This window comes from Pseudomonas sp. 3A(2025), assembly GCF_054589175.1.
In genome coordinates, this window is sequence record NZ_BAAILM010000032.1 from 234,987 (window position 1) to 257,020 (window position 22,034).

Annotated in this window: 22 protein-coding genes, 2 tRNA genes and 1 pseudogene; 11 read left to right on the forward strand and 14 right to left on the reverse strand. The window is 61.4% G+C overall.

Going from position 1 to position 22,034, the window contains the following annotated elements; all coding sequences use genetic code 11:
* The first annotated feature begins 1 nt into the window (after position 1).
* The 4 genes from uvrC (at position 2) to ACYP2A_RS13310 (ending at position 2,679) form a co-directional block, all read left to right on the forward strand.
* A complete protein-coding gene (gene uvrC / locus ACYP2A_RS13295; protein WP_459745547.1) occupies positions 2–1,825 on the forward strand; it encodes an excinuclease ABC subunit UvrC in 1,824 nt (607 codons plus the stop codon).
* A gap of 32 nt (positions 1,826–1,857) precedes the next feature.
* Complete coding sequence (gene pgsA, locus ACYP2A_RS13300; RefSeq protein WP_459745548.1) at positions 1,858–2,418, forward strand: CDP-diacylglycerol--glycerol-3-phosphate 3-phosphatidyltransferase; 561 nt, start codon at positions 1,858–1,860, stop codon at positions 2,416–2,418.
* Positions 2,419–2,483: 65 nt separating this feature from the next.
* Positions 2,484–2,559 (forward strand) — tRNA-Gly (locus ACYP2A_RS13305).
* Positions 2,560–2,605: 46 nt separating this feature from the next.
* Positions 2,606–2,679 (forward strand) — tRNA-Cys (locus ACYP2A_RS13310).
* A 249-nt stretch (positions 2,680–2,928) separates the two neighbouring features.
* Here the strand turns inward: ACYP2A_RS13310 and ACYP2A_RS13315 are convergent.
* The gene (locus ACYP2A_RS13315; RefSeq protein ID WP_459745549.1) at positions 2,929–3,288 is read right to left on the reverse strand and encodes a helix-turn-helix domain-containing protein; all 360 of its coding nucleotides are present in this window, start codon (positions 3,286–3,288) and stop codon (positions 2,929–2,931) included.
* Between the two features lie 2 nt (positions 3,289–3,290).
* Positions 3,291–3,593 (reverse strand): type II toxin-antitoxin system HigB family toxin, encoded by a 303-nt coding sequence (locus tag ACYP2A_RS13320; RefSeq protein WP_459745551.1) that lies wholly within the window; start codon positions 3,591–3,593, stop codon positions 3,291–3,293.
* Positions 3,594–3,697: 104 nt separating this feature from the next.
* Here ACYP2A_RS13320 and rz1 point away from each other — a divergent pair, with 104 nt between their 5' ends.
* Both rz1 and ACYP2A_RS13330 read left to right on the forward strand, forming a co-directional pair.
* Complete coding sequence (gene rz1 / locus ACYP2A_RS13325; protein ID WP_459745552.1) at positions 3,698–3,937, forward strand: lysis system o-spanin lipoprotein Rz1; 240 nt, start codon at positions 3,698–3,700, stop codon at positions 3,935–3,937.
* A gap of 145 nt (positions 3,938–4,082) precedes the next feature.
* The gene (locus tag ACYP2A_RS13330) at positions 4,083–5,144 is read left to right on the forward strand and encodes an RHS repeat-associated core domain-containing protein (protein ID WP_459745553.1); all 1,062 of its coding nucleotides are present in this window, start codon (positions 4,083–4,085) and stop codon (positions 5,142–5,144) included.
* Positions 5,145–5,581: 437 nt separating this feature from the next.
* On the opposite strand, the gene ACYP2A_RS13335 is transcribed toward ACYP2A_RS13330, so the two are convergent.
* Complete coding sequence (locus tag ACYP2A_RS13335; protein WP_459745555.1) at positions 5,582–6,136, reverse strand: Lrp/AsnC family transcriptional regulator; 555 nt, start codon at positions 6,134–6,136, stop codon at positions 5,582–5,584.
* Positions 6,137–6,159: 23 nt separating this feature from the next.
* Between ACYP2A_RS13335 and ACYP2A_RS13340 the strand changes: the two genes are divergently transcribed.
* The 3 genes and pseudogenes from ACYP2A_RS13340 to ACYP2A_RS13350 all read left to right on the forward strand — a co-directional run.
* Positions 6,160–6,780: a LysE family translocator gene (locus tag ACYP2A_RS13340; RefSeq protein WP_459745556.1), complete on the forward strand. Its 621-nt coding sequence runs from the start codon at positions 6,160–6,162 to the stop codon at positions 6,778–6,780.
* A gap of 107 nt (positions 6,781–6,887) precedes the next feature.
* A complete protein-coding gene (locus ACYP2A_RS13345; protein WP_459745726.1) occupies positions 6,888–7,097 on the forward strand; it encodes a hypothetical protein in 210 nt (69 codons plus the stop codon).
* A pseudogene (locus ACYP2A_RS13350) lies at positions 7,051–7,467 on the forward strand (DUF4113 domain-containing protein); the annotation flags it as partial. The gene ACYP2A_RS13345 and the pseudogene ACYP2A_RS13350, both read left to right, overlap by 47 nt.
* Here the strand turns inward: ACYP2A_RS13350 and ACYP2A_RS13355 are convergent.
* Genes ACYP2A_RS13355 through ACYP2A_RS13390 form a run of 8 tightly spaced genes read right to left on the reverse strand, consistent with a single transcriptional unit; the run spans position 7,358 to position 14,154 of the window.
* Positions 7,358–7,720, reverse strand: coding sequence for an OprD family outer membrane porin (locus ACYP2A_RS13355; RefSeq protein ID WP_459745557.1), 363 nt, complete (start codon positions 7,718–7,720; stop codon positions 7,358–7,360). The pseudogene ACYP2A_RS13350 and the gene ACYP2A_RS13355 overlap by 110 nt on opposite strands.
* Positions 7,659–8,687 (reverse strand): ABC transporter substrate-binding protein, encoded by a 1,029-nt coding sequence (locus ACYP2A_RS13360; RefSeq protein ID WP_459745559.1) that lies wholly within the window; start codon positions 8,685–8,687, stop codon positions 7,659–7,661. The genes ACYP2A_RS13355 and ACYP2A_RS13360 overlap by 62 nt, the downstream gene beginning before the upstream one ends.
* Complete coding sequence (locus tag ACYP2A_RS13365) at positions 8,687–9,820, reverse strand: NAD(P)/FAD-dependent oxidoreductase (protein ID WP_459745561.1); 1,134 nt, start codon at positions 9,818–9,820, stop codon at positions 8,687–8,689. The genes ACYP2A_RS13360 and ACYP2A_RS13365 overlap by 1 nt, the downstream gene beginning before the upstream one ends.
* The gene (locus ACYP2A_RS13370) at positions 9,817–11,175 is read right to left on the reverse strand and encodes an FAD/NAD(P)-dependent oxidoreductase (RefSeq protein ID WP_459745563.1); all 1,359 of its coding nucleotides are present in this window, start codon (positions 11,173–11,175) and stop codon (positions 9,817–9,819) included. Before ACYP2A_RS13370 ends, ACYP2A_RS13365 begins: the two co-directional genes overlap by 4 nt.
* On the reverse strand, positions 11,172–11,474 hold the full coding sequence (locus ACYP2A_RS13375; RefSeq protein ID WP_459745565.1) for a (2Fe-2S)-binding protein: 303 nt from the start codon (positions 11,472–11,474) through the stop codon (positions 11,172–11,174). The genes ACYP2A_RS13370 and ACYP2A_RS13375 overlap by 4 nt, the downstream gene beginning before the upstream one ends.
* Positions 11,471–12,265 carry an ABC transporter permease gene (locus ACYP2A_RS13380; RefSeq protein WP_459745567.1) on the reverse strand — a complete coding sequence of 265 codons (795 nt, stop codon included), beginning with the start codon at positions 12,263–12,265 and terminating at the stop codon, positions 11,471–11,473. The genes ACYP2A_RS13375 and ACYP2A_RS13380 overlap by 4 nt, the downstream gene beginning before the upstream one ends.
* A 3-nt stretch (positions 12,266–12,268) precedes the next feature.
* Positions 12,269–13,138: an ABC transporter permease gene (locus tag ACYP2A_RS13385; protein WP_459745569.1), complete on the reverse strand. Its 870-nt coding sequence runs from the start codon at positions 13,136–13,138 to the stop codon at positions 12,269–12,271.
* A complete protein-coding gene (locus ACYP2A_RS13390) occupies positions 13,135–14,154 on the reverse strand; it encodes an ABC transporter ATP-binding protein (protein ID WP_459745571.1) in 1,020 nt (339 codons plus the stop codon). Before ACYP2A_RS13390 ends, ACYP2A_RS13385 begins: the two co-directional genes overlap by 4 nt.
* A gap of 252 nt (positions 14,155–14,406) precedes the next feature.
* On the opposite strand from ACYP2A_RS13390, the gene ACYP2A_RS13395 reads away from it, so the two are divergent.
* Positions 14,407–15,234 carry an IclR family transcriptional regulator gene (locus ACYP2A_RS13395; RefSeq protein WP_459745572.1) on the forward strand — a complete coding sequence of 276 codons (828 nt, stop codon included), beginning with the start codon at positions 14,407–14,409 and terminating at the stop codon, positions 15,232–15,234.
* Here the strand turns inward: ACYP2A_RS13395 and ACYP2A_RS13400 are convergent.
* Genes ACYP2A_RS13400 through ACYP2A_RS13410 form a run of 3 tightly spaced genes read right to left on the reverse strand, consistent with a single transcriptional unit; the run spans position 15,231 to position 20,998 of the window.
* Positions 15,231–16,361: an efflux RND transporter periplasmic adaptor subunit gene (locus ACYP2A_RS13400; RefSeq protein WP_459745574.1), complete on the reverse strand. Its 1,131-nt coding sequence runs from the start codon at positions 16,359–16,361 to the stop codon at positions 15,231–15,233. The two genes, ACYP2A_RS13395 and ACYP2A_RS13400, sit on opposite strands and share 4 nt — an antisense overlap.
* Before the next feature lies 1 nt (position 16,362).
* Positions 16,363–19,554 (reverse strand): efflux RND transporter permease subunit, encoded by a 3,192-nt coding sequence (locus tag ACYP2A_RS13405; RefSeq protein WP_459745721.1) that lies wholly within the window; start codon positions 19,552–19,554, stop codon positions 16,363–16,365.
* Positions 19,555–19,591: 37 nt separating this feature from the next.
* Positions 19,592–20,998 carry an MFS transporter gene (locus tag ACYP2A_RS13410; RefSeq protein WP_459745576.1) on the reverse strand — a complete coding sequence of 469 codons (1,407 nt, stop codon included), beginning with the start codon at positions 20,996–20,998 and terminating at the stop codon, positions 19,592–19,594.
* Between the two features lie 143 nt (positions 20,999–21,141).
* On the opposite strand from ACYP2A_RS13410, the gene ACYP2A_RS13415 reads away from it, so the two are divergent.
* Positions 21,142–22,032 (forward strand): LysR family transcriptional regulator, encoded by an 891-nt coding sequence (locus tag ACYP2A_RS13415; protein ID WP_459745578.1) that lies wholly within the window; start codon positions 21,142–21,144, stop codon positions 22,030–22,032.
* Positions 22,033–22,034: the final 2 nt, after the last annotated feature.

A 22,034-nucleotide genomic window follows, 5' to 3' on the forward strand; every position in this document is an offset into this window, starting at 1 on the left:
TATGACTCAAATGTTTGATCACAGTGCTTTTCTTTCGACCTGCAGCGGTCGTCCCGGTGTTTACCGGATGTTCGATGCGCAGGGTCAATTGCTTTATGTGGGCAAGGCCAAGAACCTCAAGAACCGCTTGGCCAGCTATTTCCGCAAGACTGGCCATGCGCCTAAAACCGGTGCTTTGGTGGCGCGTATCGCGCAGATCGAAACCACTATCACGGCCAACGAAACCGAAGCCCTGTTGCTGGAACAGACGCTTATCAAAGAGAGCCGTCCTCCGTACAACATCCTGCTGCGCGATGATAAGTCCTACCCCTATGTCTATTTGTCGGACGGCGCTTTCGCGCGGCTGAGCATTCATCGTGGTGCCAAGAAGGGCAAAGGCCGGTATTTCGGTCCCTATCCCAGCGCAGGCGCGATTCGTGAAAGCCTGGGCCTGCTGCAAAAAACCTTTCAGGTACGCCAGTGCGAAGACAGCTACTACAGAAACCGGACCCGCCCGTGCCTGCAGTACCAGATCAAGCGCTGCAAGGCACCTTGTGTCGGGCTGGTCGAGCCTGAGGTCTACGCCGAAGATGTACGCCATTCGGTGATGTTTCTCGAAGGGCGTAGCAACGCCTTGAGCGATGAGCTCAACAGCGCCATGGAGCAGGCTGCCATGGCGCTGAATTTCGAGCGGGCAGCCGAGTTGCGTGACCAGGTGTCCCTGCTGCGCCGCGTTCAGGATCAACAGAGTATGGAAGGTGGCACGGGTGATGTGGATGTCGTCGCCGCGTTCGTCAATCCGGGCGGCGCCTGTGTGCACTTGATCAGCGTCAGGGGCGGGCGTGTGCTGGGCAGCAAAAACTTCTTCCCGCAGGTGGGAATAGAAGAGGAGGTGGGTGAGGTCATGTCGGCATTCCTGGCTCAGTACTTTCTGGGCGGCGTCGATCGCGAATTGCCTGCTGAAATTATCGTCAATGTGGTGCACGAAGACTTCCCGACCCTGATCGATGCGATTCAGGAGTCCCGAGGGCGCGAGCTGAGCATCAGTCACCGGGTGCGCGGCACACGTGCGCGCTGGCAGCAATTAGCGGTGACCAATGCCGAGCAGGCACTGTCGGCGCGTCTGGCCAACCGCCTGCATGTGGCTTCGCGTTTCGAGGCGCTGGCACAGGCGCTTGACCTCGATGAGCCGCCGCAGCGCCTGGAATGCTATGACATCAGCCACTCCAGCGGTGAAGCCACCGTGGCCTCCTGCGTGGTGTTCGGGCCGGAAGGACCGATCAAGTCCGATTACCGCCGTTACAACATCGAAGGCGTCACCGCCGGCGACGATTATGCAGCCATGCATCAGGCCTTGACCCGGCGCTTCGGCAAGATCAAGGACGGCGAAAGCAAGCTGCCCGATATCCTGCTGGTCGACGGCGGCAAGGGGCAGTTGAACATGGCGCGCGAGGTCCTCGATGAGCTCGCTGTTCCAGACCTGATTCTGTTAGGCGTGGCCAAGGGCGTTACCCGCAAGGCCGGTTTCGAAACGCTCTACCTCAACGATGTAGCGCATGAATTCACCTTGCCCGGCGACTCACCGGCGTTGCACCTGATTCAGCAGATTCGCGACGAAGCCCACCGTTTTGCAATTACCGGCCACCGCGCCCGGCGCGGCAAGACACGGCGTACATCGACACTGGAGGGCGTGGCAGGCGTGGGGCCGACCCGGCGGCGCGACCTGCTCAAGCATTTTGGCGGCCTGCAAGAGCTGTCCCGCGCCAGCATCGAAGAAATCGCCAAGGCACCGGGGATCAGCAAAAAGCTCGCAGAGTCGATTTATGCCAACCTGCATAGCGAGTAGAATGCCCGCTCACCTTGTAGCCAGTTGTGCCGATGAATATCCCTAATCTGATCACCGTATTGCGCGTTTTACTGATTCCGATCTTCATTCTGCTGTTCTATATGCCTTATTACTGGAGCTATATGGCGGCCAGTGTGGTGTTCGCCTTTGCGGCGGCCACTGACTGGCTGGACGGTTACCTGGCGCGTAGGCTCGAGCAAAGCACGCCATTTGGTGCCTTCCTCGACCCGGTGGCAGACAAACTGATGGTGGCAGTCGCACTGGTGTTGCTGGTGCAAACCCACGCCAACCTGTGGTTGACCCTCCCGGCTGCCGTCATCATCGGCCGCGAAATCGTGATTTCAGCCCTGCGCGAATGGATGGCCGAAATAGGTGCTCGTGCCCAGGTGGCGGTGTCCAGCATGGGTAAATGGAAAACAGCGGCGCAAATGCTTGCGCTGGTCATCCTGCTGGCCAACCCGCCGGCACTGACTTTCTGGGTGTTTCTGGGCTACGCCTTGCTGCTGGTCGCAGCGGGCCTGACCCTGTGGTCGATGATGCAATACCTCAAGGCCGCCTGGCCGCATCTGAAAACCACGGTAGAAAAAAAATAACTTTTTTAGAATCAAGGTGTTGACGAAAAGTTTTGAATGTATAGAATGGCGCACATCAAGACGACGCGGGAATAGCTCAGTTGGTAGAGCACGACCTTGCCAAGGTCGGGGTCGCGAGTTCGAGTCTCGTTTCCCGCTCCAGTTTACGATGCGTTTGATGTTGGTTTCATTGACATCGAGCGTTTGAGGCCGAGTAGCAAAATGGTTATGCCGTGGATTGCAAATCCACTTACGCCGGTTCGATTCCGACCTCGGCCTCCACTATAAAGACCCCGCAGATTAACGTCTGCGGGGTTTTTTCGTTGTGCCTGGAAACGTGATGTGTTCCCTGATCTTGGTCTCTGCAAGTTGATCCGCGACGTCATCCTGTATTCAGGTTGTCACCCCTCACTTATCTGTGTGGGTTGCTGGCGTTACCGGGTATCCCGCAGTTTTGCAAATCAGTATTCGCCCACCTTGCGCGGGTCTTATTGCCAAGACGGATTCAATCACGGCTTGGCAGTGTGCCGATCAGTGGGCGCCGGCCAGGAGACTTTCGTAAGGAATACGCAGACCTTCATGCAAGCGCTTGATCATGGCCAGACTCAGCTTCCGTTTACGGTTTAGCACTTCAGACACGCGGCCGCTTGTGCCGATATAAGGCTCAAGATCGGTGGGGGTGAGGCCTTGCTGGTCCATCAAAAACTTGATTGCCTCGATAGGGTCGGAGGCGGGCATCGGGAAGCGTTCGGCTTCGTACTTCTCGATCAGGATGCAAAGTATTTCCAGTTCGTCACCTTGGGGAGTGTGGCGTGGTGCACCCCACAAAACCTCGACCCGTGCCAGGGCAGCGTTCAAATCGTCGTCACTGTAAATAGGTTTGATGTCCATTTTTAAACGGTCTCCGCGTCGACTTTGTCGTATTGGGCATGGGTACCGACAAACCGGATAAAGGCAGTCTGCCTTTCATAGTCGATGCCAAGTATGACGCGATACTTGTTGCCCGCAATGTTGAATACCACCCGGCCTCCCTTGAGGATGCTGGCGGTGCGCAATTCGGCTTTCAGGTCCTGAGGCGTGCGGTACGTTGCCTTCTCCATGTGCCTGTACCACTCCACAAAAGGGGATTCAGCATCGGCATAGGCCGGGCTGCTTTCCCAAAACGCTCGCAGTGTCCCTCGTGCGATCACTCTCAAAAGGTGTTTCTCCCATTTTGGGAGGAATATTACTCGCCTCGAACTGCAGCCTCAAGACACAGTTGTAACCGAGCAGCGGCCGTCCAGGCCGCCAGGCGTTAGTGATGCAGCAGCGTACCGAGCAGGCATTGGCTGCACTAGACCGCAAGTACACCCGGGAACCGAACATGAAACCCTGCGCCGCGTTGTTGCTGAAGGCACTCGCCGGCTGCGCATCGCGGGAGCTTGCAATAGCGGTACCGGGCAATTGCCCGAAGCCACTGGCACCGTCGGCGTGGACCCTGCAGGAACCGTCGAACTCTCTGCTACTGTTGGACGTCGTGTTTTCGATATCCGGGCAGTAATCCTTGCCGATCAGGCAGCGTTGAGGGCGCTGCAGGCGAATGTCAGCGCCTTGAGCCGCAATACCTATCAAATCTGATAGGTAGGCAGGACACGTTGACAGGGCGATGATGGACTGTCTGGTAAGTCGCTGTGTGGAGCGATCATATGAGCACCAAAATCAACGCATCCGATCAGGTGCTGTGTACATATTGTTATGACCCTTTGGACAGACTGAGCAGCGTTGGGCTGGATAAACACCGTCAGCGGTTTTATCTAAAGAATCGGTTGGTCAGTGAGGTTCATGCAGCTTCAATATGTAATGTATTTCAGCATGAAAAAAATGTGTTGGCTGAGCATATAGAGTACGGTGCGCAAAACTACAGTTTTTTAATGGCGACAGACAGGCAGGGTTCAACGCTGTGTGCGTTGAGGGCAAAGGCGGGCAAGGCCTTCAGATATATGCCTTATGGGTATCATATTTCATCGAGTGATTTTGGTGGTTTATTACGATTTGATGGCGAGCGCGCTGATGATGTCACCGGGCACTATTTGCTGGGAAACGGCTATCGAGCATTTAATCCAGTTTTGATGCGGTTCAATAGCCCTGACAGCCTGAGCCCTTTTGGCGGTGGAGGGTTGAATGCTTATGCATATTGCGGAGGTGACCCGGTTAACCGTGTGGATCCAGATGGAGATGTGTATTCTTCTGTTGTTCTCAAGGCTGCAAGTAAGTTTTTGGGTCTGATAGGTCGTCAACCGCGTACAGTTGTTTCTGCCCCACGTTTAACTCGTATGGCTCCTGGCTTTGTTAAAGCCAATAGGGCTTCTCAGCGGCTTATTGCCAATCTGGATGAGTCGTCCTCACTGAAAGTGTTGCCTGAGGAACGGCTGGCTGCTACCCCGCGCGAGTTGTATCTTCTGGAAGGATCATATAAAGATTTGCTTAAGCATCATCGGCGATATGTTAAATCTACAAAGCAAATGCTCAGTGAAAAGCGTAAGTCAATAAGACACCTTTCTGCTGAGCAGACTTCTGTCCAGGGTGCCTTGCAAAAAAACTTTCATCCCGTAGATGCGGGGCCTTCTACAAGGCTTGAGGCTCTCCAGTATAAAATTGCAGAACAAAGACGGCAAGCCGGTAGAGTTGAAGCTGAGTCGCTACTTGGCTTTGCATCAGGTATCAGGAGTAATAGCTCAACCTGGAAAGGATGGCAGTCATCTACGTAACCACGCCATGATAAAGCAAGCGGGGTAGACTAAGGCTGGCTTGCTGGCACAAAAAAGCGGACGAGATCCTGGGTTCTGTAGCTCGTGCAGCAAAAGCATTGGGCAAATAGTTTTATGCTCTATTTGTGAAACACAACACTGGCCACGACCTGAAGCTCAAATGGCCGAAATTATCCGGCTGTGTCGAAAAAGTCGGCTATGGTTTTCGCAGCTGAAAAGTACGCGTCCGGGATTGAAGTCTTTACTTTCGCTCGATGTGGGAAATTGCACTGACTTGACTCCCCATCTGCATTCGATCTGACCAGCATGTTTCGCGGCCATGACCTGCACAAGGAGTCCTCTGGCTTCTGGTCATCACAGGCGGAAGACGACTTGAACAGTCTATCGAATGGTCCAGGAAATCAGGGACGATTCAAGGTTCTGTCCAACTCGAGTGATCAATCGTGTGGCGGTGCCACCCCGCGCATGGGAATGGGTGCAGACATGACGATGGACGTACGCGTCTCGCCAAAGTGGTTGATGCTGCCGACGAAACGCTCCAGGTGGCGAATATCGCGGGTCACCACCCGCAGGATAAAGGAGTCCTGCCCGGTCACGTGCAGGCATTCCAGAACCTCCGGCATCTGCTGCAACTGGCCGATCAGCCGCGCCTTGTTCAATTGCGCAGTCGTCATGCCGATCAGCGCCATCACCCCGTAACCGGCCTTTTCGGCGGACACCGTTGCGCAGTACGCCTCAATCACTCCGGCCTCTTCCAGGCGCTTCAGGCGCTCGGAGGTGGCCGGCAGCGAAAGGGTCACCCTTGGTGCTAGATCTGTCAGGGAAATACGTCCCTCACGTTGTACGATCTGAAGTATTTTCCAGGATTTCGCATCCAGCTCCATTTTTTCAGGCATCCGATTCCAAATTCGTAATTTATTCAGGCGATTACACGAAACTACCGTAATCCCTGTATTCAGGATCGATGCATTGCAACGCAGAATATTGCCCATGTCCACTGTCCCGGAGTCTGCGCATGGCGACCCTGCTGTTTCTCAAATCCGTCCTGATCGGCCTGTCCATCGCAGCGCCTGTTGGCCCCATTGGTCTGTTGTGCATCCAGCGAACCCTGGGGCAGGGTGCGCGCATCGGTTTTATCAGCGGCCTGGGCGCTGCGGCGGCGGATGCCTGCTATGGTGCGCTGGGCGCCTTTGGCATCGGTGCAATCACCCGTGTCTTCGTCACGCTGGTCACCCCGCTTGCCCTCTTCGGCGCCCTGTTTCTGGCCTGGATGGGATTGAAGATGTTGCGCGCCACACCACCGGAACAAGCCGCCAGTGCGAGCGACCAAGCCCGCGCGCTGCCGGCATTCGCCTCGGTGTTCCTCCTGACGCTGAGCAACCCGCTGACCATACTTTCCTTCGTTGCCATCTTTGCCACCCTGTCCGGCGGCGAGGTACTGTCCGGTGCGGACGGGCTGGTGATGGTGCTGGGCATATTCTGCGGCTCTGCGCTCTGGTGGCTGGCCCTCAGTTTCGGGGTGTCCAGTATCCGTCACCGCTTGGGAGTTAGCGCCATGCAATGGATCGACCGCAGCGCAGGCCTCTTCCTGCTGGGATTCGCTGCCTGGCAGTTTATACGCGTAATCGCCAGCTGAAAGCGGCAATGCATTCGCCTGCCCGCCTGCGAATACACAAGCCTGCGTGCTCAAATATCAGCTATCGAACAATCCCCGTTGATTTTCTATTGCACGTAAATGACGACATGAGCAAGCGCGTGACGTCGATCATCGAATCAAAGGTGCCGGCGATTGAGGTTTACATCGATGAGGCCTTTGCCGATCTGACCAGTATGCGCGATAAGCTGACCCCATTTGGCTGCGAGCTTGCTGGCACCGCTTGCCTGGAACTGGGCGAGCCTGATCCGCCGACGCATGCGTATCAGTATCCGCACAGGCATGTTCAACCCGGATGAAGCGAAATACGCACAAGGTGTGCAGGTGGAGCTGCCTTACCTCACCAACGACACGCTTTTGCTGACCCGTATGTCTGACCAGGCGGTCGACCGGATCTTTCGCCAAGGCTATCGCTACAGCAAGGCCGAAGTGATGCTGCTCGATCTGCGACAGCCTGGTGAGTTCACGGGTGATCTGTTTGCCAAACGGCAGACTGCAGAAATGGATCAACTGATGAAGGTGGTCAACCAGATCAACAGTCGATGGGGAAGAGGTACCGTCAGGTTAGGCCGTGTGCCGCTTGAGCCGGAGTGGGCCATGAAGCGCGAAATGATGAGCCAGAGCTACACGACGCGGCTTGATCAGCTCTGGACGGTGAAGTGCAACTGAGGCTATCGGTGATGCAAGAAGGGAATTTCCAGACATGACTACGATAGCTCGCCTGCCGCACCCCGAACGACAAACCTTTGGCTTTACCGTCCTGCACCACATGACGCGCTTCAGCGTCATGTTCCCATGCGTTGCCATCAGGATCGCTGCCCGTGCCGTGCCAATATCGAACTTGAATGCATATTGGGCAATTAGCGCTCGATCTGGCGATTCCAGCGGGCGTTCCATTCCGGGCGCAGTTTGTTGACGTCATCCCAGTTGATGGTCACCGCCGTTTGCAGGTAGGTCTGCATGGCCTCGACCTGACCACGGGTCTTCTCGGTGGTCGGGGTGGTGGGGTTGGACGGGATCTGGTCGCCCAGTTCCAGCGCCGGGGCCTGGGCTTCGGGGCTGAGCAGAAATTGCGCGAGCTTTTGCGCCAGCTCTGGCTGGTCGTTGTTGGCGACCACGCATTCGGCCTGGTTGAGGACTACGGCGCCTTCCTTGGGGGCTGCGTACTCCACCGGAATACCCTTGAGCTTGAGCGCAGTGACCTGGGTTGGCGTCAGCGGGAACAGTGCTGCTTCGTCGGTCTGGACCATTTCCGAGAGCTTGGCCGAGTTGGGGATGTATTCCAGCACGTTCGGGCCAACCACTTTCGGCCACGCGGTAAAGCCCGGGTCGACATTGGTTTCGTCGCCGCCGTGCAGGCGGTTGAACATTAGAAAACCGTGCAGGCCGAAGGTCGACGAGGCCATCGACTGGAACACCACCTTGTTCTTGAAGCGCACATCGCCCAGGTCACTCCAGGACGTCGGCGCGGCCCAGCCTTTTTCCTTGAACATCCGGCTGTTGTAGGCCAGGCCCGTGACGCCCAGGCTGACCGCTGCGGCCTTGTCCTTGATCAGCGCTTTTTCCGGCAACTGCGAAAGCGTCGGGTTGGGCGTCAGCGTGCTGCACAGGCCCATGCCGATGGCGCGATACATGATGCCGTCGTCGAGCACCATCACGTGGATGGCCGGTTTGTTCGGCGTGGCCTGGACCTTGGCCAGAATGTCCGCCGAGGTGCCGGGCACGATCACCACTTTGACGCCGTTGGCCTTCTCGAATGTCGGCAGGATGTTGTCGGTGAACAGCCGCTCCATGGTGCCGCCGTTCATGCCCAGGTACAGGGTAGGTTCGGCCATGGCCATTGCTGGCAGGCAGCAGAACAAGGCGAGAAGCGTGTGCTTGTGGGTCATCACAGGTTTTCCTTCTGGGTGGGGAACGCTTGAAAACGACTAATCGAAAAGGCGGCCAGGCTGTGCTGTGGTGCGCCGAGCAGAATGCATTGCGCCAGGGCTTCGCCGACCGCCGGGCCGATCTGAAAGCCGGCGCCGGCAAAGCCGAAACCGTGCAGCAGGCCGGGCTGGGTGCTGCTGGGGCCGATCACCGGTTCGTCATCGGGCAAATACCCTTCAGTGCCGCTCCAGGTTCTGATCGCCTGGGCGCCGGCCAGTGCCGGGTACAGTTCGGTGGCGTTGCGCAGGATATCGAGCACCGCCGCCTGGCCGGGGCGGGCGGTGGTCGGGCCGAGGGCGAAGCCGCGCCCGCCGCCGAGCACGCAGTTGCCGCGCGCCACCTGACGGGCGTAAATACCGCCGCCTTCAACGCCGGTGCTGGCGGTCATGAACAGCGGTAATGGTTCGGTGACCAGCATGGCCGGGTGCGCGGCGGTCAGCGGTACCGGTTCGCCAAAACGCTCGGCCAGTTGTGCCGACCACGCGCCAGCGCAGTTCAACAGCCATGGCGCACGCAGGGTCACGCCATTGCTGCACTGCACGGTGAAGCGCTGGCCATCGTGCGCGACGTCCAGCACCTGGCATTGCTCGAAAATCTGCGCACCGCAGCGCCTGGCCGCCAGGGCAAACGCCGGCGATACCAGTCGCGGGTTGGCATGTCCGTCTTCGGCGCAATAGGAGGCGCCGACCGCGATATCGCCGACCCAGGCGAAGCGCTCGCGCAGTTCCCGACGGTCGAGCAGTTGCAGGTTCAGGCCAAACTCGCGACTTGTGCGTTCATAGGCTTGCAGGGCAGCAAAGTCCGCCTCGCTGCGTGCCAGCTTCAAGTGCCCGGAACGGGTGTATTCGCCGTCGATGCCGATCCACTCGCGCAGTTGCCCCCAGATTTCATGGGCGCGGGTCGACAGCGGTAATTGCACCAGGGTGCGGCCCTGACGGCGCACGCCGCCGTAGTTCACACCGCTGGAATGCGAGCCACAAAAGTCGCGCTCGACCAACGCGACCCGCTGGCCGCCACGCGCCAGATTGAGGGCCGCGCTGCTGCCGACAATGCCGCCGCCGACCACCACAGCGTCCACTTCAATGACCGTCATGGGCTGATCTCCAGGTCAAAAGGCAGCGGTTTGATTGGCGCCTGGCCGCGCAAGCGCCCGACCTGATCGACCGGCCGGCCGCTTTCGCAGGCGATCAGTTCCACCGCCGCTGCCCCGCAGACACGGCCCTGACAGCGGCCCATACCGACCCTGCACATGGCCTTGACCCGGTTGATTTCCCAATGGCCGGCGCGCACGGTTTCGCGGATTTCACCGGCGCTGACTTGCTCGCAACGGCACACGGTGAGGTGATCCGGCGCCTGGCGCGCCCAGTGTTCTGGAAACGGAAAGGCTTGCTCCAGCCCATGGCGAAAACGCTGCAAGGTGGCCAGGCGTTTTTGCAGGTGCTCGCGCCGCTGCACGTCGATGCGCTGGCCCATGTCGCTCAACAAGGCGAGGGCGGTCAGTTCGCCGGTCATTTCTGCACCGTCGGCACCGAGAATGCCGGCGCCGTCGCCGGCCAGATACACGCCCTCGGCGCTGGCGCGGCCCTGGTCGTCACGCGCCGGCAACCAGGCACGGTTCAGCGGGCTCCAGGCAAAGCTGCAACCGAGCAGGTCGGCCAGTTGCGTTTCGCTGCGCAAGGCATGGGCGAAGGCTATGGCATCGCAGCTCAGCGCATGCTCCTTGCCGGCCTTGCTCCAGCGAATGCCGGAAACCCGTTGCTCACCGTCAATACCCAGCAGGTGGACGCCTTGGTGTACCGGGATGCCTTTGAAGGTCAGCCAGGCGCGGTAATACACGCCCTTGGCGAAAGTAGCCGGTTGTAACAGCAGCCCCGGCAGGGCACGCACCTGAGCGCTGAGGGGCGAGGTGTCGAGTACCGCCATCACGGCCGCGCCGGCCTTGGCGTACTGATAAGCCACCAGATACAACAGCGGCCCGCTGCCGGCCAGCACCACGCGCTCGCCAATCGCGCAGCCCTGGAATTTCAACGCAATCTGCGCAGCCCCCAAGGTGTATACGCCCGGCAGTGTCCAGCCTGGAATCGGCAAGACGCGGTCGGTGGCGCCCGTGGCAACGATGACCCTGGCGAAGTCCACCTGCCCGGCACGAATGCCTTGTTGCAGGGTGTCGAGACGCTTGTGCTCGGCGTTCCATACCAGCGTGTCGGGGCGGTAGTCGATCTGCCCGCGCAGTTCATCCAGCGTTTGATGCAGCGCCTGAGCCTTGCTGGATTCAAAGCCATACAGGGTCTTGGCGCTGCGGCGAAAGTTGGCCGGTTGCTGGCGGTAAATCTGCCCGCCGCCACGGCTGGCTTCATCCAGCAGCACCGGGCGCACGCCATGCGCGACCAGGGTGTGTGCGGCGCGGATACCGGCAGGGCCGGCGCCGATGATGACGATCTCACTCATGCGCGGCGCCCCGGATCGCGGGTGACGCACTGGCCCGGTTGCACATAGGTCGAGCAGGCGCGCACGCGCTGGCCGTTGTCCAGGCGCACCCAGCAGTCCTGGCAGGCACCCATCAGGCAAAACCCGGCACGTGGTTCTGCCGTGAAGTCGCTACCGCGCAGGTGTTGCTCGCAGGTGAGAATGGCGGTCAGCAGCGTGTCGCCGGCCAGGCCCTGAGCGGGCTGGCCATCCAGCATAAAGGCCACCGGTTCACGGTCATGTTCGGCCAGGCGTTTGAACAATGGGGTGGGGGCATTCATTGTTTGCCCACCAGTACCCGGTCCAGACCGTAGACGCGGTCCAGGGCGATCATGGTCAGTGCCGTTACCGCGATCACCAGCGCCGACACTGCGGCCATCATCGGGTCGATGGACTCGGTGGCGTACACGTACATGCGCACCGGCAAGGTCTGGGTCGCTGGCGAGGTGATGAAAATCGACAGGGTCACTTCGTCAAAACTGTTGATGAACGCCAGCAGCCAGCCACCGGCGACACCGGGCAGAATCATCGGCAGGGTGATCTTGCAGAACAGCGTCACCCGGCCGGCGCCGAGGCTTTGCGCGGCCTGCTCGGCGCTGCGGTCGATACCGATGGCGGCCGCCAGTACCAAGCGCAACACATACGGGGTAATCACTACCACGTGCGCCAGTACCAGCCAGGTAAAGCTGCCGTTGACGCCCAGCACGGCGAACAGACGCAGCATCGCCACGCCCAGCACCAGGTGCGGAATGATGATCGGCGACAGCAACAGGCCATTGAGAAAGCCCTGGCCGGGAAAGCTGTAGCGGGTAATCGCAAGACCCGCAGGCACCGCGATCAAGGTCGCAAGAGTTGCCGACAAGGCCGCCAGTTGCAGGCTGTTATAGAACGCATCGAGAAAGTCGGCGCGCTCGAACACGGCGGTAAACCAGCGCAGCGAAAAGCCGCTGGTGGGCAGGCTCAAGGTGTTTTCCGGTGTGAAGGCCACCAGGCACACCACCACCAGCGGGGCGAGCATGAACAGCATCACCAGGGTATGAAAAGACAGGGCCAACGGGCCGTTACGGGTCATGGATCAGACTCCAAGGGTGCGTTTGTAGCGGCGTTCGACCAGCCGGTTCCAGCTGAGCATCACCAACAGGTTGATCAGCAGCAGGGCGACGGCGATGGTGGCGCCCATCGGCCAGTTGAGTTCGGCCAGGTACTGGTCGTAGATCATGGTCGCGACCATCTTCAGGCGTCGCCCGCCGAGCAGGCCGGGAATGGCGAACGAGCTGGCGGCCAGGCCGAAGACGATCAGCGTGCCGGACAACACGCCGGGCATGATCTGCGGCAGCACGATGCGCCAGAACACCGTCCACTGGCTGGCGCCCAGTGACAGGGCGGCCTGTTCAGCGGCAGGGTCGAGCTTTTGCAGCGAGGTCCAGACCGGGATGATCATGAACGGCAGCATCACGTGTACCAGGCCGATGATCACCGCGAACGGGGTGTACAGCAGTTTCACCGATTGCCCGCCGAGTGCGGTGATGCCCTGGTTGATCAAGCCATCGGCGCCGAGCAACAGGCTCCAGCCGAAGGCGCGCACCACCACGGAAATCAGCAGCGGGGTCAGCACCAGAATCAGAAAGATCGAGCGCCACGGTGCGCCCATGCGGCTGAGCACCATGGCTTCGGGAATGCCGATCAGCACGCACAGCACGGTGACCAGCGCGCTGATCCAGAAGGTGCGAAAGAAAATTTCGTAATAGTAAGTGTCGGTCACCAGGCTCAGGTAATGGCTGAGGGTGTATTCACCGGTCTTGATCCCGGTGGCGTAGTCGAATTCATTGAACGACAACACCAGGGTCAGCCCCAGCGGCAACACCAGCAGAGCGATAAACAGAATCAGGGCCGGGCTGCTCAGGCCGTAGCCCCATGCGCTGCTGCGCTGTTTGGCGTCGTTCATGCTGCGACCTCACCGGCATCCAGCACACGCAGCAGTTCATCGGCCCAGCTCAGGCTGACGGCATGGCCTTCATCCAGCGGCGTGCTGCCGTCGTTGGCACGCACCACCGAGATTTCGCCCAATGCGGTATGGATGCGGTACAGCCACTGGCTGCCAAGAAAGTAACGGCAACGGACCGTGCCTTCGAGCTTGCCGCTGCCGGCCGGTACCAGGGTGATCTTTTCCGGGCGCAGGCTCAGGGTCAGCGGGCCTTGGGCGGCGACCTGTGCAGTTCCATCCGCCGCACGCACTCCGCGCAGGCGGTTGGCCTTGCCGACAAAGTCGGAGATGAACGGCGTGCGTGGGTGCTCATAAAGGCTGTACGGGTCGTCGACCTGGGTGATGCGCCCGGCTTCCATGACCACCACGCGGTCGCTGATCGACAGCGCTTCGGATTGGTCGTGGGTGACCATCAGCGTGGTGATGCCCACTTCGTTCTGGATGCGGCAGATCTCGAACTGCATTTCTTCGCGCAAGTGCGCGTCGAGGTTCGACAGCGGCTCGTCGAGCAGCAACACCGGCGGCTCGTTCACCAGCGCGCGGGCCAGGGCGACGCGCTGGCGCTGGCCGCCGGACAATTCTCGCGGGTAGCGCTCGGCGTGTGGGGTCAGGCGCACCAGGGCCAGGGCACGGTCGACGCGCTGGGCGATATCGGCGCGCGGCACCTTGCGCATCTGCAGGCCGAAGGCGACGTTGTCGCGCACGCTCATGTGCGGAAACAGCGCGTAACTCTGGAACACCACGCCCAGGCCGCGGCTGGCCGGTTTGCTGTGGGTGATGTCGCGTCCGTCGAGAAGGATCTTGCCGCTGGTGACTTCGACGAAGCCTGCAATCATTTGCAGGGTGGTGGTCTTGCCGCAGCCGGAGGGGCCGAGCAGGGACACGAATTCGCCTTTCTCGATGGCCAGTGTCGAGCTGGCTACCGCCTCCATGGCGCCATAGCGCTTACAGAGTTTGTCGATCAACAGGAAGGTCATGGCTGTGCTCCAACGCAAACGGAACCGGAATTGGAAAAACCGGGAGTTTTCAGGGGGGCAGGCGCCAACGGCGAAAAGCAATGCTAGACGGACGTTGGCGCTCGCTCTGTGGCGGCGGCCGATGTTGTGGTATCGCCCTATGGACCGGAGAGTAGGGCAAAGATTAGGATGGTCACAAGACGATAATTTCACTGAGTGACAGCTATTTTGAAATTATTCCACTGAATGAAATTTTAATGGACTTAATCAAAAATGGATTCCATTGAGCGAAATAGTGAAGTCAAGGAAGTCGGCGTCAGTGCCGTGTCGCGCCTGTTCGCCGTGCTGCGGGCATTGGGTGATTGCGGCGGTGAGGGCGAGAAGGTCAGCCAGCTGGCGCAACGGGTTGGCCTGGCGCAGCCCACCACCCACCGTTTGCTGCGCAGCCTGATTGAAGAAGGCATGGTCGACCAGTGCGCGACCAGCAAGCGCTATCGGCTGAGCCTGGATTTCTTTGCCCTGGCGGCCAAGGCCGGGCAAGCCGGTAATTTGCGCGACGTGGTGCGGCCCAGCCTGCTGCGCTTGTCGGCATCGTTGGGTGATTCGCTGTTTTTGCTGGCCCGTTCAGGCTTTGATGCGGTGTGCCTGGACCGCAGCGAAGGGCCGTACCCGATTCGTACCTTCACCGGCGACATCGGCGGGCGCGTGGCACTGGGCGTGGGGCAGGGCAGCCTGGCGATTCTGGCGTTTCTGCCTGAGGAGGAGCGCGACGAAGTGATCCGCTACAACCTGCCACGGCTCAAGGATTTTCATCATTACGACGAAGTCATGCTGCGCGCTGAAATCGACAATGTGCGCAGCCTGGGTTACGCCGGGCGCAACACCGGCGTGCTCGATGGCATGGCCGGTCTTGCCGTGCCGATTCTGGACCGCAACGGCCATGCGGTGGCGGCGCTGAGTGTGGCGACCATCAGCGACCGCCTGGGTCCGGCGCGCATGCCCACGGTGGTGGAATTGCTCAAGCGCGAGGCCAAGGCCATCGGTGCGCGGGTCAACCCGTTCGACCCGGTGCTGCGCAGGCCTTCGCACGTGTTTGGCTAGCCCTCGATAACCCGCACCCGATCGCCATCGCCCACGCCATCCGGCGGGCTGTCGATCACCCGGTCATCGCTCGCCACGCCCTGGCCCAGTTCGATCACGCGGCCCAGGTCGCGGGTAATCGACACCGGTTTCAGCCGCGCCTGGCCTTGGGCGTCGACCACCGCCACCTGCACGCCATTACGCCCGAAGATCAGCGCGCTGGCCGGCAAGCCCAGGCCACCTGCGCCGGTGGCGGCAAAGTTCACCGTGGCGTAGGCGCCGGGCAGCAGTTCGGCGGCGCTGTTATCGACGGTCAGTTGCACGCGCATGCTGCCCGAATCCGCATCGATTGCCTGCGACAGCGACTGCACTGTGGCGGTCCAGGTTTTGCCTGGGCGTTCCGGGACGCTAAGGGTCGCCACGGTACCGGTGCGGATCGTTGCCAATTGCCGCTGCGGCACGTTGACATAGACCCGCAAGCGACGCACATCGCAGATTTCGAACAGCTCGCTGCCCGGCGTCATGCCGACGTTGATCAAGGCACCGACGTCGGTGTTGCGCGCGGTGACGATGCCGTCGAACGGTGCAACCAGCTGCTTGAAGCGTTGCAGCGCCTGCACCCGCTCGACATTGGCTTGCAGGCCGTTGACCGCGGCGCGCCGCGAGGCTTGCTCGCCGGTGCGTTCGGCGACTTCCTGTTGCGACACGGCATTGCTGGCCAGCAAAGATTGCCAGCGTTGTGCGGTGGTGTCGGCCAGTGCCGCCTCGGCCCGCGCCCGCTGCAGCTCGGCGCGGGCCTGACGCAGTTCCTGATCCAGGTCCGGGGTTTCGATTTCGGCCAGCACTTGTCCGGCCTTTACCGGGGCGCCGATGTCGACATTCCAGCGGCTGAGGTAGCCGCTGACCCGCGCATGAATCGGTGCGCGCGACCAGGCCTCGATGCGCCCCGGCAGTTCCAGCAGCGTGCCTTCGACCGGGGTGGGCGAGATCACCGTGACGCTGCGAATGCTGTGTTTCTCGGCGTCTTGCTGCAGTTGTTCGGCGCGGCTGCTGCGCGTGTCGAGCCCCAGGCCGACGACGATGGCCGCCAGGCCCAGCATCGCCAGCGCAGGCGTGTGACGGGGTAAGCGCGAAGGGGTGTCGGGCATGTCAGGAAACTCCAGAAACAGGCTGTGGTGCCGGGGCTGCATAAGGGGCTGAATCGTGTGCGGCGCGGCGGTGGACGAGGCTGAACAACACCGGGACGAACATCAGGGTGGCGACGGTGGCAAACAACAGGCCGCCGATCACGGCGCGGCCCAGCGGCGCGTTCTGCTCGCCGCCTTCGCCGATGCCCAGGGCCATGGGCAACATGCCAAGCATCATCGCCAGTGCGGTCATCAATACCGGGCGCAAGCGCACGAATCCGGCTTCCAGCGCCGCTGCGGTGGCGTCACCCAGTTCGGTCAGGCGTTCGCGGGCAAAACTGATCACCAGCACACTGTTGGCAGTGGCCACGCCCATGCACAGAATCGCGCCGGTCAGCGCCGGCACCGACAGCGGCGTGTCGGTGGCGAACAGCATCCAGACGATGCCGGCCAGTGCCGCCGACAGCGCCGAGACAATCACCGCAGGGTCCAGCCACGACTGGAAATTGACCACGATCAGCAGATAAATCAGCACCACCGCGCCGAGCAGACCCAGCAGCAGTCCGCCGAAGGCTTTCTCCATGGTCTGCACCTGGCCGAGTAGATGCACCGATGAGCCTTTGGGTACCAGGTCGGCGGTGTCGGCCAGCACCTTGCGAATGTCGGCGGCGACCGCCGCCAGGTCGCGGTTCTGGGTGGCGGCGTGAATCTGCACCATCGGCTGGATGTTGTACTGGCTGATCAGCGCATTGCCGGTGCGCCGCTGCACATTGGCCACGCCGCCCAGCGTGGTGTCGGCGGCGCGGGTGCCGCTGCCGACCGGAAGATTGGCCAGCGCGGTCAGAGAGTCGAGCGCGTGTTGCGGGGTCTGCATCACGATCGGGTAGCTGACGCCGTTGGCCGGGTTGAGCCAGTAAGTGGGTGCCACCTGGCTGCTGCCGGCCAGATTGACCACCAGGCTGTTGGTGACATCGCGGGTGGTCAGGCCGAGCAAGCCGGCCTGGGTGCGGTCCAGCTGCACATCGAACACCGGCGCCTTGTCTGACTGCTGGATGCGCGCATCGACCAGGCCGGGCACCGCACGCACGCGTTTGAGCAGTTCGCGGGCGTAGGCGTAGTTGGCCTCAAGGTTGCTGCCGCGCACCTGAATGTCGATGGGGGCTGGCGCGCCGAAGTTGAGAATCTGGCTGACGATGTCTGCTGGCGGAAAAGAGAAGGTGGTGTCCGGAAACTGCGCCGGCAAGGTTTCGCGCAGTTGCCTCACATAGTCGGCGGTGGGCCGGTGGCCGTCACGCAGGGCGATCTGGAAGTCACCGTCTTGCGAACCCATCATCCCGGTGTTGTTGTAGGTCACGTTGGTCGGGCTGGCCGGCAGGCCGATGTTGTCGACCAGCGTTTCGATTTCCTCGCTGGGAATGATCCGCCGCACCGCCTGTTCGATGTCGGCAAAGCGCACGGCGGTTTCTTCGACCCGCGTGCCGACCGGCGTGCGCACGTGCATCAACACCTGGCCCGAATCGACGGTGGGGAAGAAGTTGCTGCCCAGAAACGGCGTCAGCCCGAACGATAGCGCGACTACCGCCATAAAGCCTGCGATAAACGTCTTGGGCTGCTGCAAGGCGCGGGTCAATGCGCGCTGGTAAGCGGCGCGAAACTGCTCGAAGCGCACCTCGAAACGCAGTTGCAGACGCACCAGCGGATGGCGCGAAGGCGGGTGGTCGGCGTGCGCCTGATGCGGCTTGAGCAGGTAATTGGCAAGGGTCGGCACCAGGGTGCGTGACAGCATGAACGAGCAGACCATGGCGAAAATCACTGCCTCGGCCATCGGCACGAACAGAAACCGCGACACGCCTTCAAGAAAGAACATCGGCACAAAAGCGATGCAGATGCACAGCAGCGACACGAACGCTGGCGTGACGATTTGCCGGGCGCCATCGATGATCGCGCTTTCGACGTCCTTGCCCTGTTCCAGGTGCCAGTTGACGTTCTCGACGGTCACCGTGGCGTCGTCGACCAGAATACCGATGGCCAGAGCCAGCCCGCCGAGGGTCATCAGGTTGAGGGTTTCGCCGACCAGCGCCAGGGCGATGATCGAGCCGAGGATCGACAGCGGAATCGACACCGCGATGATCAGCGTCGAGCGCCAGCTGCCGAGAAACAACAGAATCATCAGGCTGGTCAGGGTCGCCGCGATGGCGCCTTCGAGCACCACGCCCTTGATCGCCGCCCGGACGAACACCGACTGGTCGTTGATCGGCAGCACCTTCAGCGCTTCAGGCAATGAGTCGCCCATGGCCGGGACCTTGCTGCGAATGCCGTCGACGATTTCCAGGGTCGAAGCCGAGCCGTTCTTGAGCACCGACATCAGCACCGAGCGGCCGCCGTCGACATGCACGATATTGCTTTGCGGCGCGTTACCGTCACGCACATCGACGACATCGCGCAGGTAAATCGTGCGCCCGTCGACCACCTTGACCGGAATCCGCCCGATGTCGTCCAGCGCGGCGGGCGCGCTGTTGAGTTGCAGGGTGTATTCCAGGTCATCGATCTTCTGCGTGCCGATCGGCGTCAGCACGTTATGCGCCGCCAGCGCAGTGGCAATATCCTGCGCCGACAGCCCGCGCGCCTGCAGCGCTTGCGGGTTCACATCGAGCTGAACCTGTCGTTGTTTGCCGCCGTAGGGCAGCGGAATCACGGCCCCCGGCACGGTGATCAACTGGGTGCGCACGGTGTTCATCGCCAGGTCGAACAGGTTCTGCTCGCTGAGGCCCTGGCCGGACATCGCCAGTTGCACGATGGGCACCGTGGCGGCGTTGTAGTTGAGGATCAGCGGCGGCTGGATACCGGCCGGCATTTGCCGCAGCGCGACCTGCGATACGGCCGTCACCTGGGCGTTGGCCACGGCGATATCGACCCCCGGCTGGAAGAAAATCTTCACCACGCTGATGCCGGGGTAGGTATTGGCCTCGATGTGCTCGACGTCGTTGACCGTCGAGGTCAGGGTGCGCTGGAACACCGTCGAGATGCGCCCGGCCATCTCGTCCGGCGGCAAGCCGGTGTACTGCCAGGCGATGGCAATCACCGGAATACGGATTTGCGGAAAGATGTCGGTTGGCGTGCGCAACGCCGCCAGCACGCCCACGATCATGATCAACAGCGCCATGACCACAAAGGTATAAGGCCGTCGCAGGGCGACGAGTACGGCATGCATCAGCATGGAGGTTTCCTTGATCGACAGGACGGAGGTGGTTTCAGGTGTGCTGCTGTTTTGCCGCTAATGGCCTGCGTACCACCAGGGCCATGACCACCAGCAACGCCAGCAGCAGAAGCACTGCCGAGGCTTCCAGGCTGGCGTCAACGCGCATCGCCAGGCGCTCGACGCCATCGCGTGCCGAGCTGCCTGCGGCATCGAACACCACGATGAGTACGCTCAAGCCCAGCGATCCGCCGATCTGGTGTGCCACGTTCACCAGCCCCGCCGCCGCACCGGCATCGCGCGGCTCGATGCCGGCGACGCCTGCGGCGGTGAGCGGGCTCAGGGTCAGGCCCTGGCCGATGCCGAGCAGCAGCATCGGCAGCGCCATGCCGCTGAGGTAGGCGCTGTCCGGTGTCAGTCGAGTGAGCCAGGCCATGCCGAGCACCGTCAGGCTCAAACCGGCGGCCAGCAGGGCGGCGTTGCCGAAGCGCCGGGTCAGGCGCGGCACGGCCATGGCCACGACAAAATTCACCAGGGTCATGGGCAAGAACGCCAGGCCCGCCTGCAACGGACCAAAGCCATACACGCCTTGCAGAAACTGGGTGGTGAAAAACCAGAATCCCAACATGGAGCCGATGAACAACAGCCGTGCCAGCCAGGCACCGACCCGCTCGCGGCTGGCAAAAAGGCGCAGCGGCATGATCGGCTGCGCGGCCCGTGACTCATGCAGTACAAAGCCGACCAGCGCCAGGCAACCCAGTGCCAGCGCCGTGAGGGTCGCGCCGTCGTGCCAGCCCACTTGTGCGGCGCTGACAATGCCGAACACCAGCGCAAACATGCCGAAGGTCGAGGTCAGGGCGCCGAGTACGTCCAGCCGACCGGAGTGCCGTTCGGTCTCGCTCAGGTAACGCCAGGCGCCGAACATCAGCGCCAGGCCGATCGGCAGGTTGATCAAAAAGCCCAGGCGCCACGACAGCCAGTCGGCGAATACCCCACCCAGCACCATGCCGGCACTGGCGCCGATTCCGGCGGTCGCGCCGTAATACGCCAGCGCCTTGGTGCGCTGTGGGCCTTCGGCAAAGCTCATTTGCAGCAACGCCAGGGTCGAGGGCGCCAGAATCGCCGCACCCACGCCCTGCAAGGCGCGGCTCACGACCATCCACGCGGCCGAAGGCGACAGGGCAATCGACACCGAGGCCAGCGTAAATACGCTCACCCCGATGATAAACATGCGCCGCCGGCCCAGCAGATCACCGGCCCGTGCACCGAGCAGCAACAAGCCGCCAAAGGCCAGGGTGTAGGCGTTGGACACCCACGACAAGCCGGTGTGGCTGAACCCCAGCTCGGCTTCGATGCGTGGCAGGCCGGTGATGATCACCGACACATCGAGCAGGATGATCAGGTAGCTGACCAGTACCAACGCCAGCACTGCGCGCTGACGCCCCGTCATGATCGTGTTCATCGGCGTGCAACTGCATGGGATTGAGATGGTTCGATGCCTTGGCGCATAGTCGGCTCCCGCTGAGTAAAGCGAGGAATGTACCGAGACGGGCGTTACATGATTAGATGGAATAATCCGCATGCCATCATGAGACAGGCTCATCAATGCCACGAGAGAACTTTAACGACCTGCAAGCGTTCGTGATTGTCGCGCGCGAGGGCAGCTTTACCCGTGCGGCGGCGCAACTTGGGGTGTCGCAATCGGCACTGAGCCACACCATTCGTGGCCTGGAAGCGCGCCTGGGCATACGGCTGCTGACCCGCACCACGCGCAGCGTATCGCCCACCGAAGCAGGGGAGCGGCTGTACCTGACCATGGCGCCCCGTTTCGAGGAAATCGAGCTGGAATTGGCGGCCGTCAGTGCATTTCGCGACAAGCCGGCCGGCAGCATTCGCCTCACGGCTTCCGAGCACGCGGCCAATCACATTCTGTGGCCCAAACTCAGTGCAGGGCTGGCCGATTATCCCGATATCAGGGTCGAGGTCTGCGTCGATTACACCCTCACCGACATCGTCGCTCAGCGTTACGACGCCGGCGTGCGCTTGGGCGAACAAGTGGCCAAGGACATGATCGCGGTGCCCATCAGCGCGCCGATGCGCATGGCCGTGGTGGCGTCACCCGCTTATTTTGAAGGTCGCTCGTTACCGCAAGTACCGGGCGACCTGGCCGAGCATTGCTGCATCAACCTGCGTTTGCCCACCTATGGCGGGCTGATGCAGTGGGAGTTCGAGAAGGACGGCCGCGAGATCAGGGCGCGGGTGCAAGGGCAGTGGACCTTCAACAGCAGCAGCCCGTTGCTGCGCGCCGCCCTGGCAGGCTGCGGCCTGGCTTATATTCCCGACGACATGGCCGCCGAACACATCGCCGAGGGCCGCTTGCTGAGGGTACTGGGCGACTGGTGCGAGCCGTTTCCGGGTTATCACCTGTACTACCCCAACCGGCGGCAACCCTCGCTGGCGCTGGGTGTGGTGATCGACCTGCTGCGCCATCGCTGACG

Bases quoted from the DNA above. Each gene is read 5' to 3' on its own strand.
- pgsA (WP_459745548.1), top strand. From the start codon at position 1,858: ATGAATATCCCTAATCTGATCACCGTATTGCGCGTTTTACTGATTCCG.
- rz1 (WP_459745552.1), top strand. From the start codon at position 3,698: ATGCAGCAGCGTACCGAGCAGGCATTGGCTGCACTAGACCGCAAGTAC.
- ACYP2A_RS13345 (WP_459745726.1), top strand. From the start codon at position 6,888: ATGAGCAAGCGCGTGACGTCGATCATCGAATCAAAGGTGCCGGCGATT.
- ACYP2A_RS13415 (WP_459745578.1), top strand. From the start codon at position 21,142: ATGCCACGAGAGAACTTTAACGACCTGCAAGCGTTCGTGATTGTCGCG.
- ACYP2A_RS13410 (WP_459745576.1), bottom strand. From the start codon at position 20,998: ATGAACACGATCATGACGGGGCGTCAGCGCGCAGTGCTGGCGTTGGTA.
- ACYP2A_RS13355 (WP_459745557.1), bottom strand. From the start codon at position 7,720: ATGACGTCAACAAACTGCGCCCGGAATGGAACGCCCGCTGGAATCGCC.
- ACYP2A_RS13380 (WP_459745567.1), bottom strand. From the start codon at position 12,265: ATGACCCGTAACGGCCCGTTGGCCCTGTCTTTTCATACCCTGGTGATG.
- uvrC (WP_459745547.1), top strand. From the start codon at position 2: ATGACTCAAATGTTTGATCACAGTGCTTTTCTTTCGACCTGCAGCGGT.
- ACYP2A_RS13375 (WP_459745565.1), bottom strand. From the start codon at position 11,474: ATGAATGCCCCCACCCCATTGTTCAAACGCCTGGCCGAACATGACCGT.
- ACYP2A_RS13385 (WP_459745569.1), bottom strand. From the start codon at position 13,138: ATGAACGACGCCAAACAGCGCAGCAGCGCATGGGGCTACGGCCTGAGC.
- ACYP2A_RS13370 (WP_459745563.1), bottom strand. From the start codon at position 11,175: ATGAGTGAGATCGTCATCATCGGCGCCGGCCCTGCCGGTATCCGCGCC.
- ACYP2A_RS13335 (WP_459745555.1), bottom strand. From the start codon at position 6,136: ATGGGCAATATTCTGCGTTGCAATGCATCGATCCTGAATACAGGGATT.
- ACYP2A_RS13390 (WP_459745571.1), bottom strand. From the start codon at position 14,154: ATGACCTTCCTGTTGATCGACAAACTCTGTAAGCGCTATGGCGCCATG.
- ACYP2A_RS13400 (WP_459745574.1), bottom strand. From the start codon at position 16,361: ATGCCCGACACCCCTTCGCGCTTACCCCGTCACACGCCTGCGCTGGCG.
- ACYP2A_RS13365 (WP_459745561.1), bottom strand. From the start codon at position 9,820: ATGACGGTCATTGAAGTGGACGCTGTGGTGGTCGGCGGCGGCATTGTC.
- ACYP2A_RS13395 (WP_459745572.1), top strand. From the start codon at position 14,407: ATGGATTCCATTGAGCGAAATAGTGAAGTCAAGGAAGTCGGCGTCAGT.
- ACYP2A_RS13315 (WP_459745549.1), bottom strand. From the start codon at position 3,288: ATGGACATCAAACCTATTTACAGTGACGACGATTTGAACGCTGCCCTG.
- ACYP2A_RS13340 (WP_459745556.1), top strand. From the start codon at position 6,160: ATGGCGACCCTGCTGTTTCTCAAATCCGTCCTGATCGGCCTGTCCATC.
- ACYP2A_RS13330 (WP_459745553.1), top strand. From the start codon at position 4,083: ATGAGCACCAAAATCAACGCATCCGATCAGGTGCTGTGTACATATTGT.
- ACYP2A_RS13360 (WP_459745559.1), bottom strand. From the start codon at position 8,687: ATGACCCACAAGCACACGCTTCTCGCCTTGTTCTGCTGCCTGCCAGCA.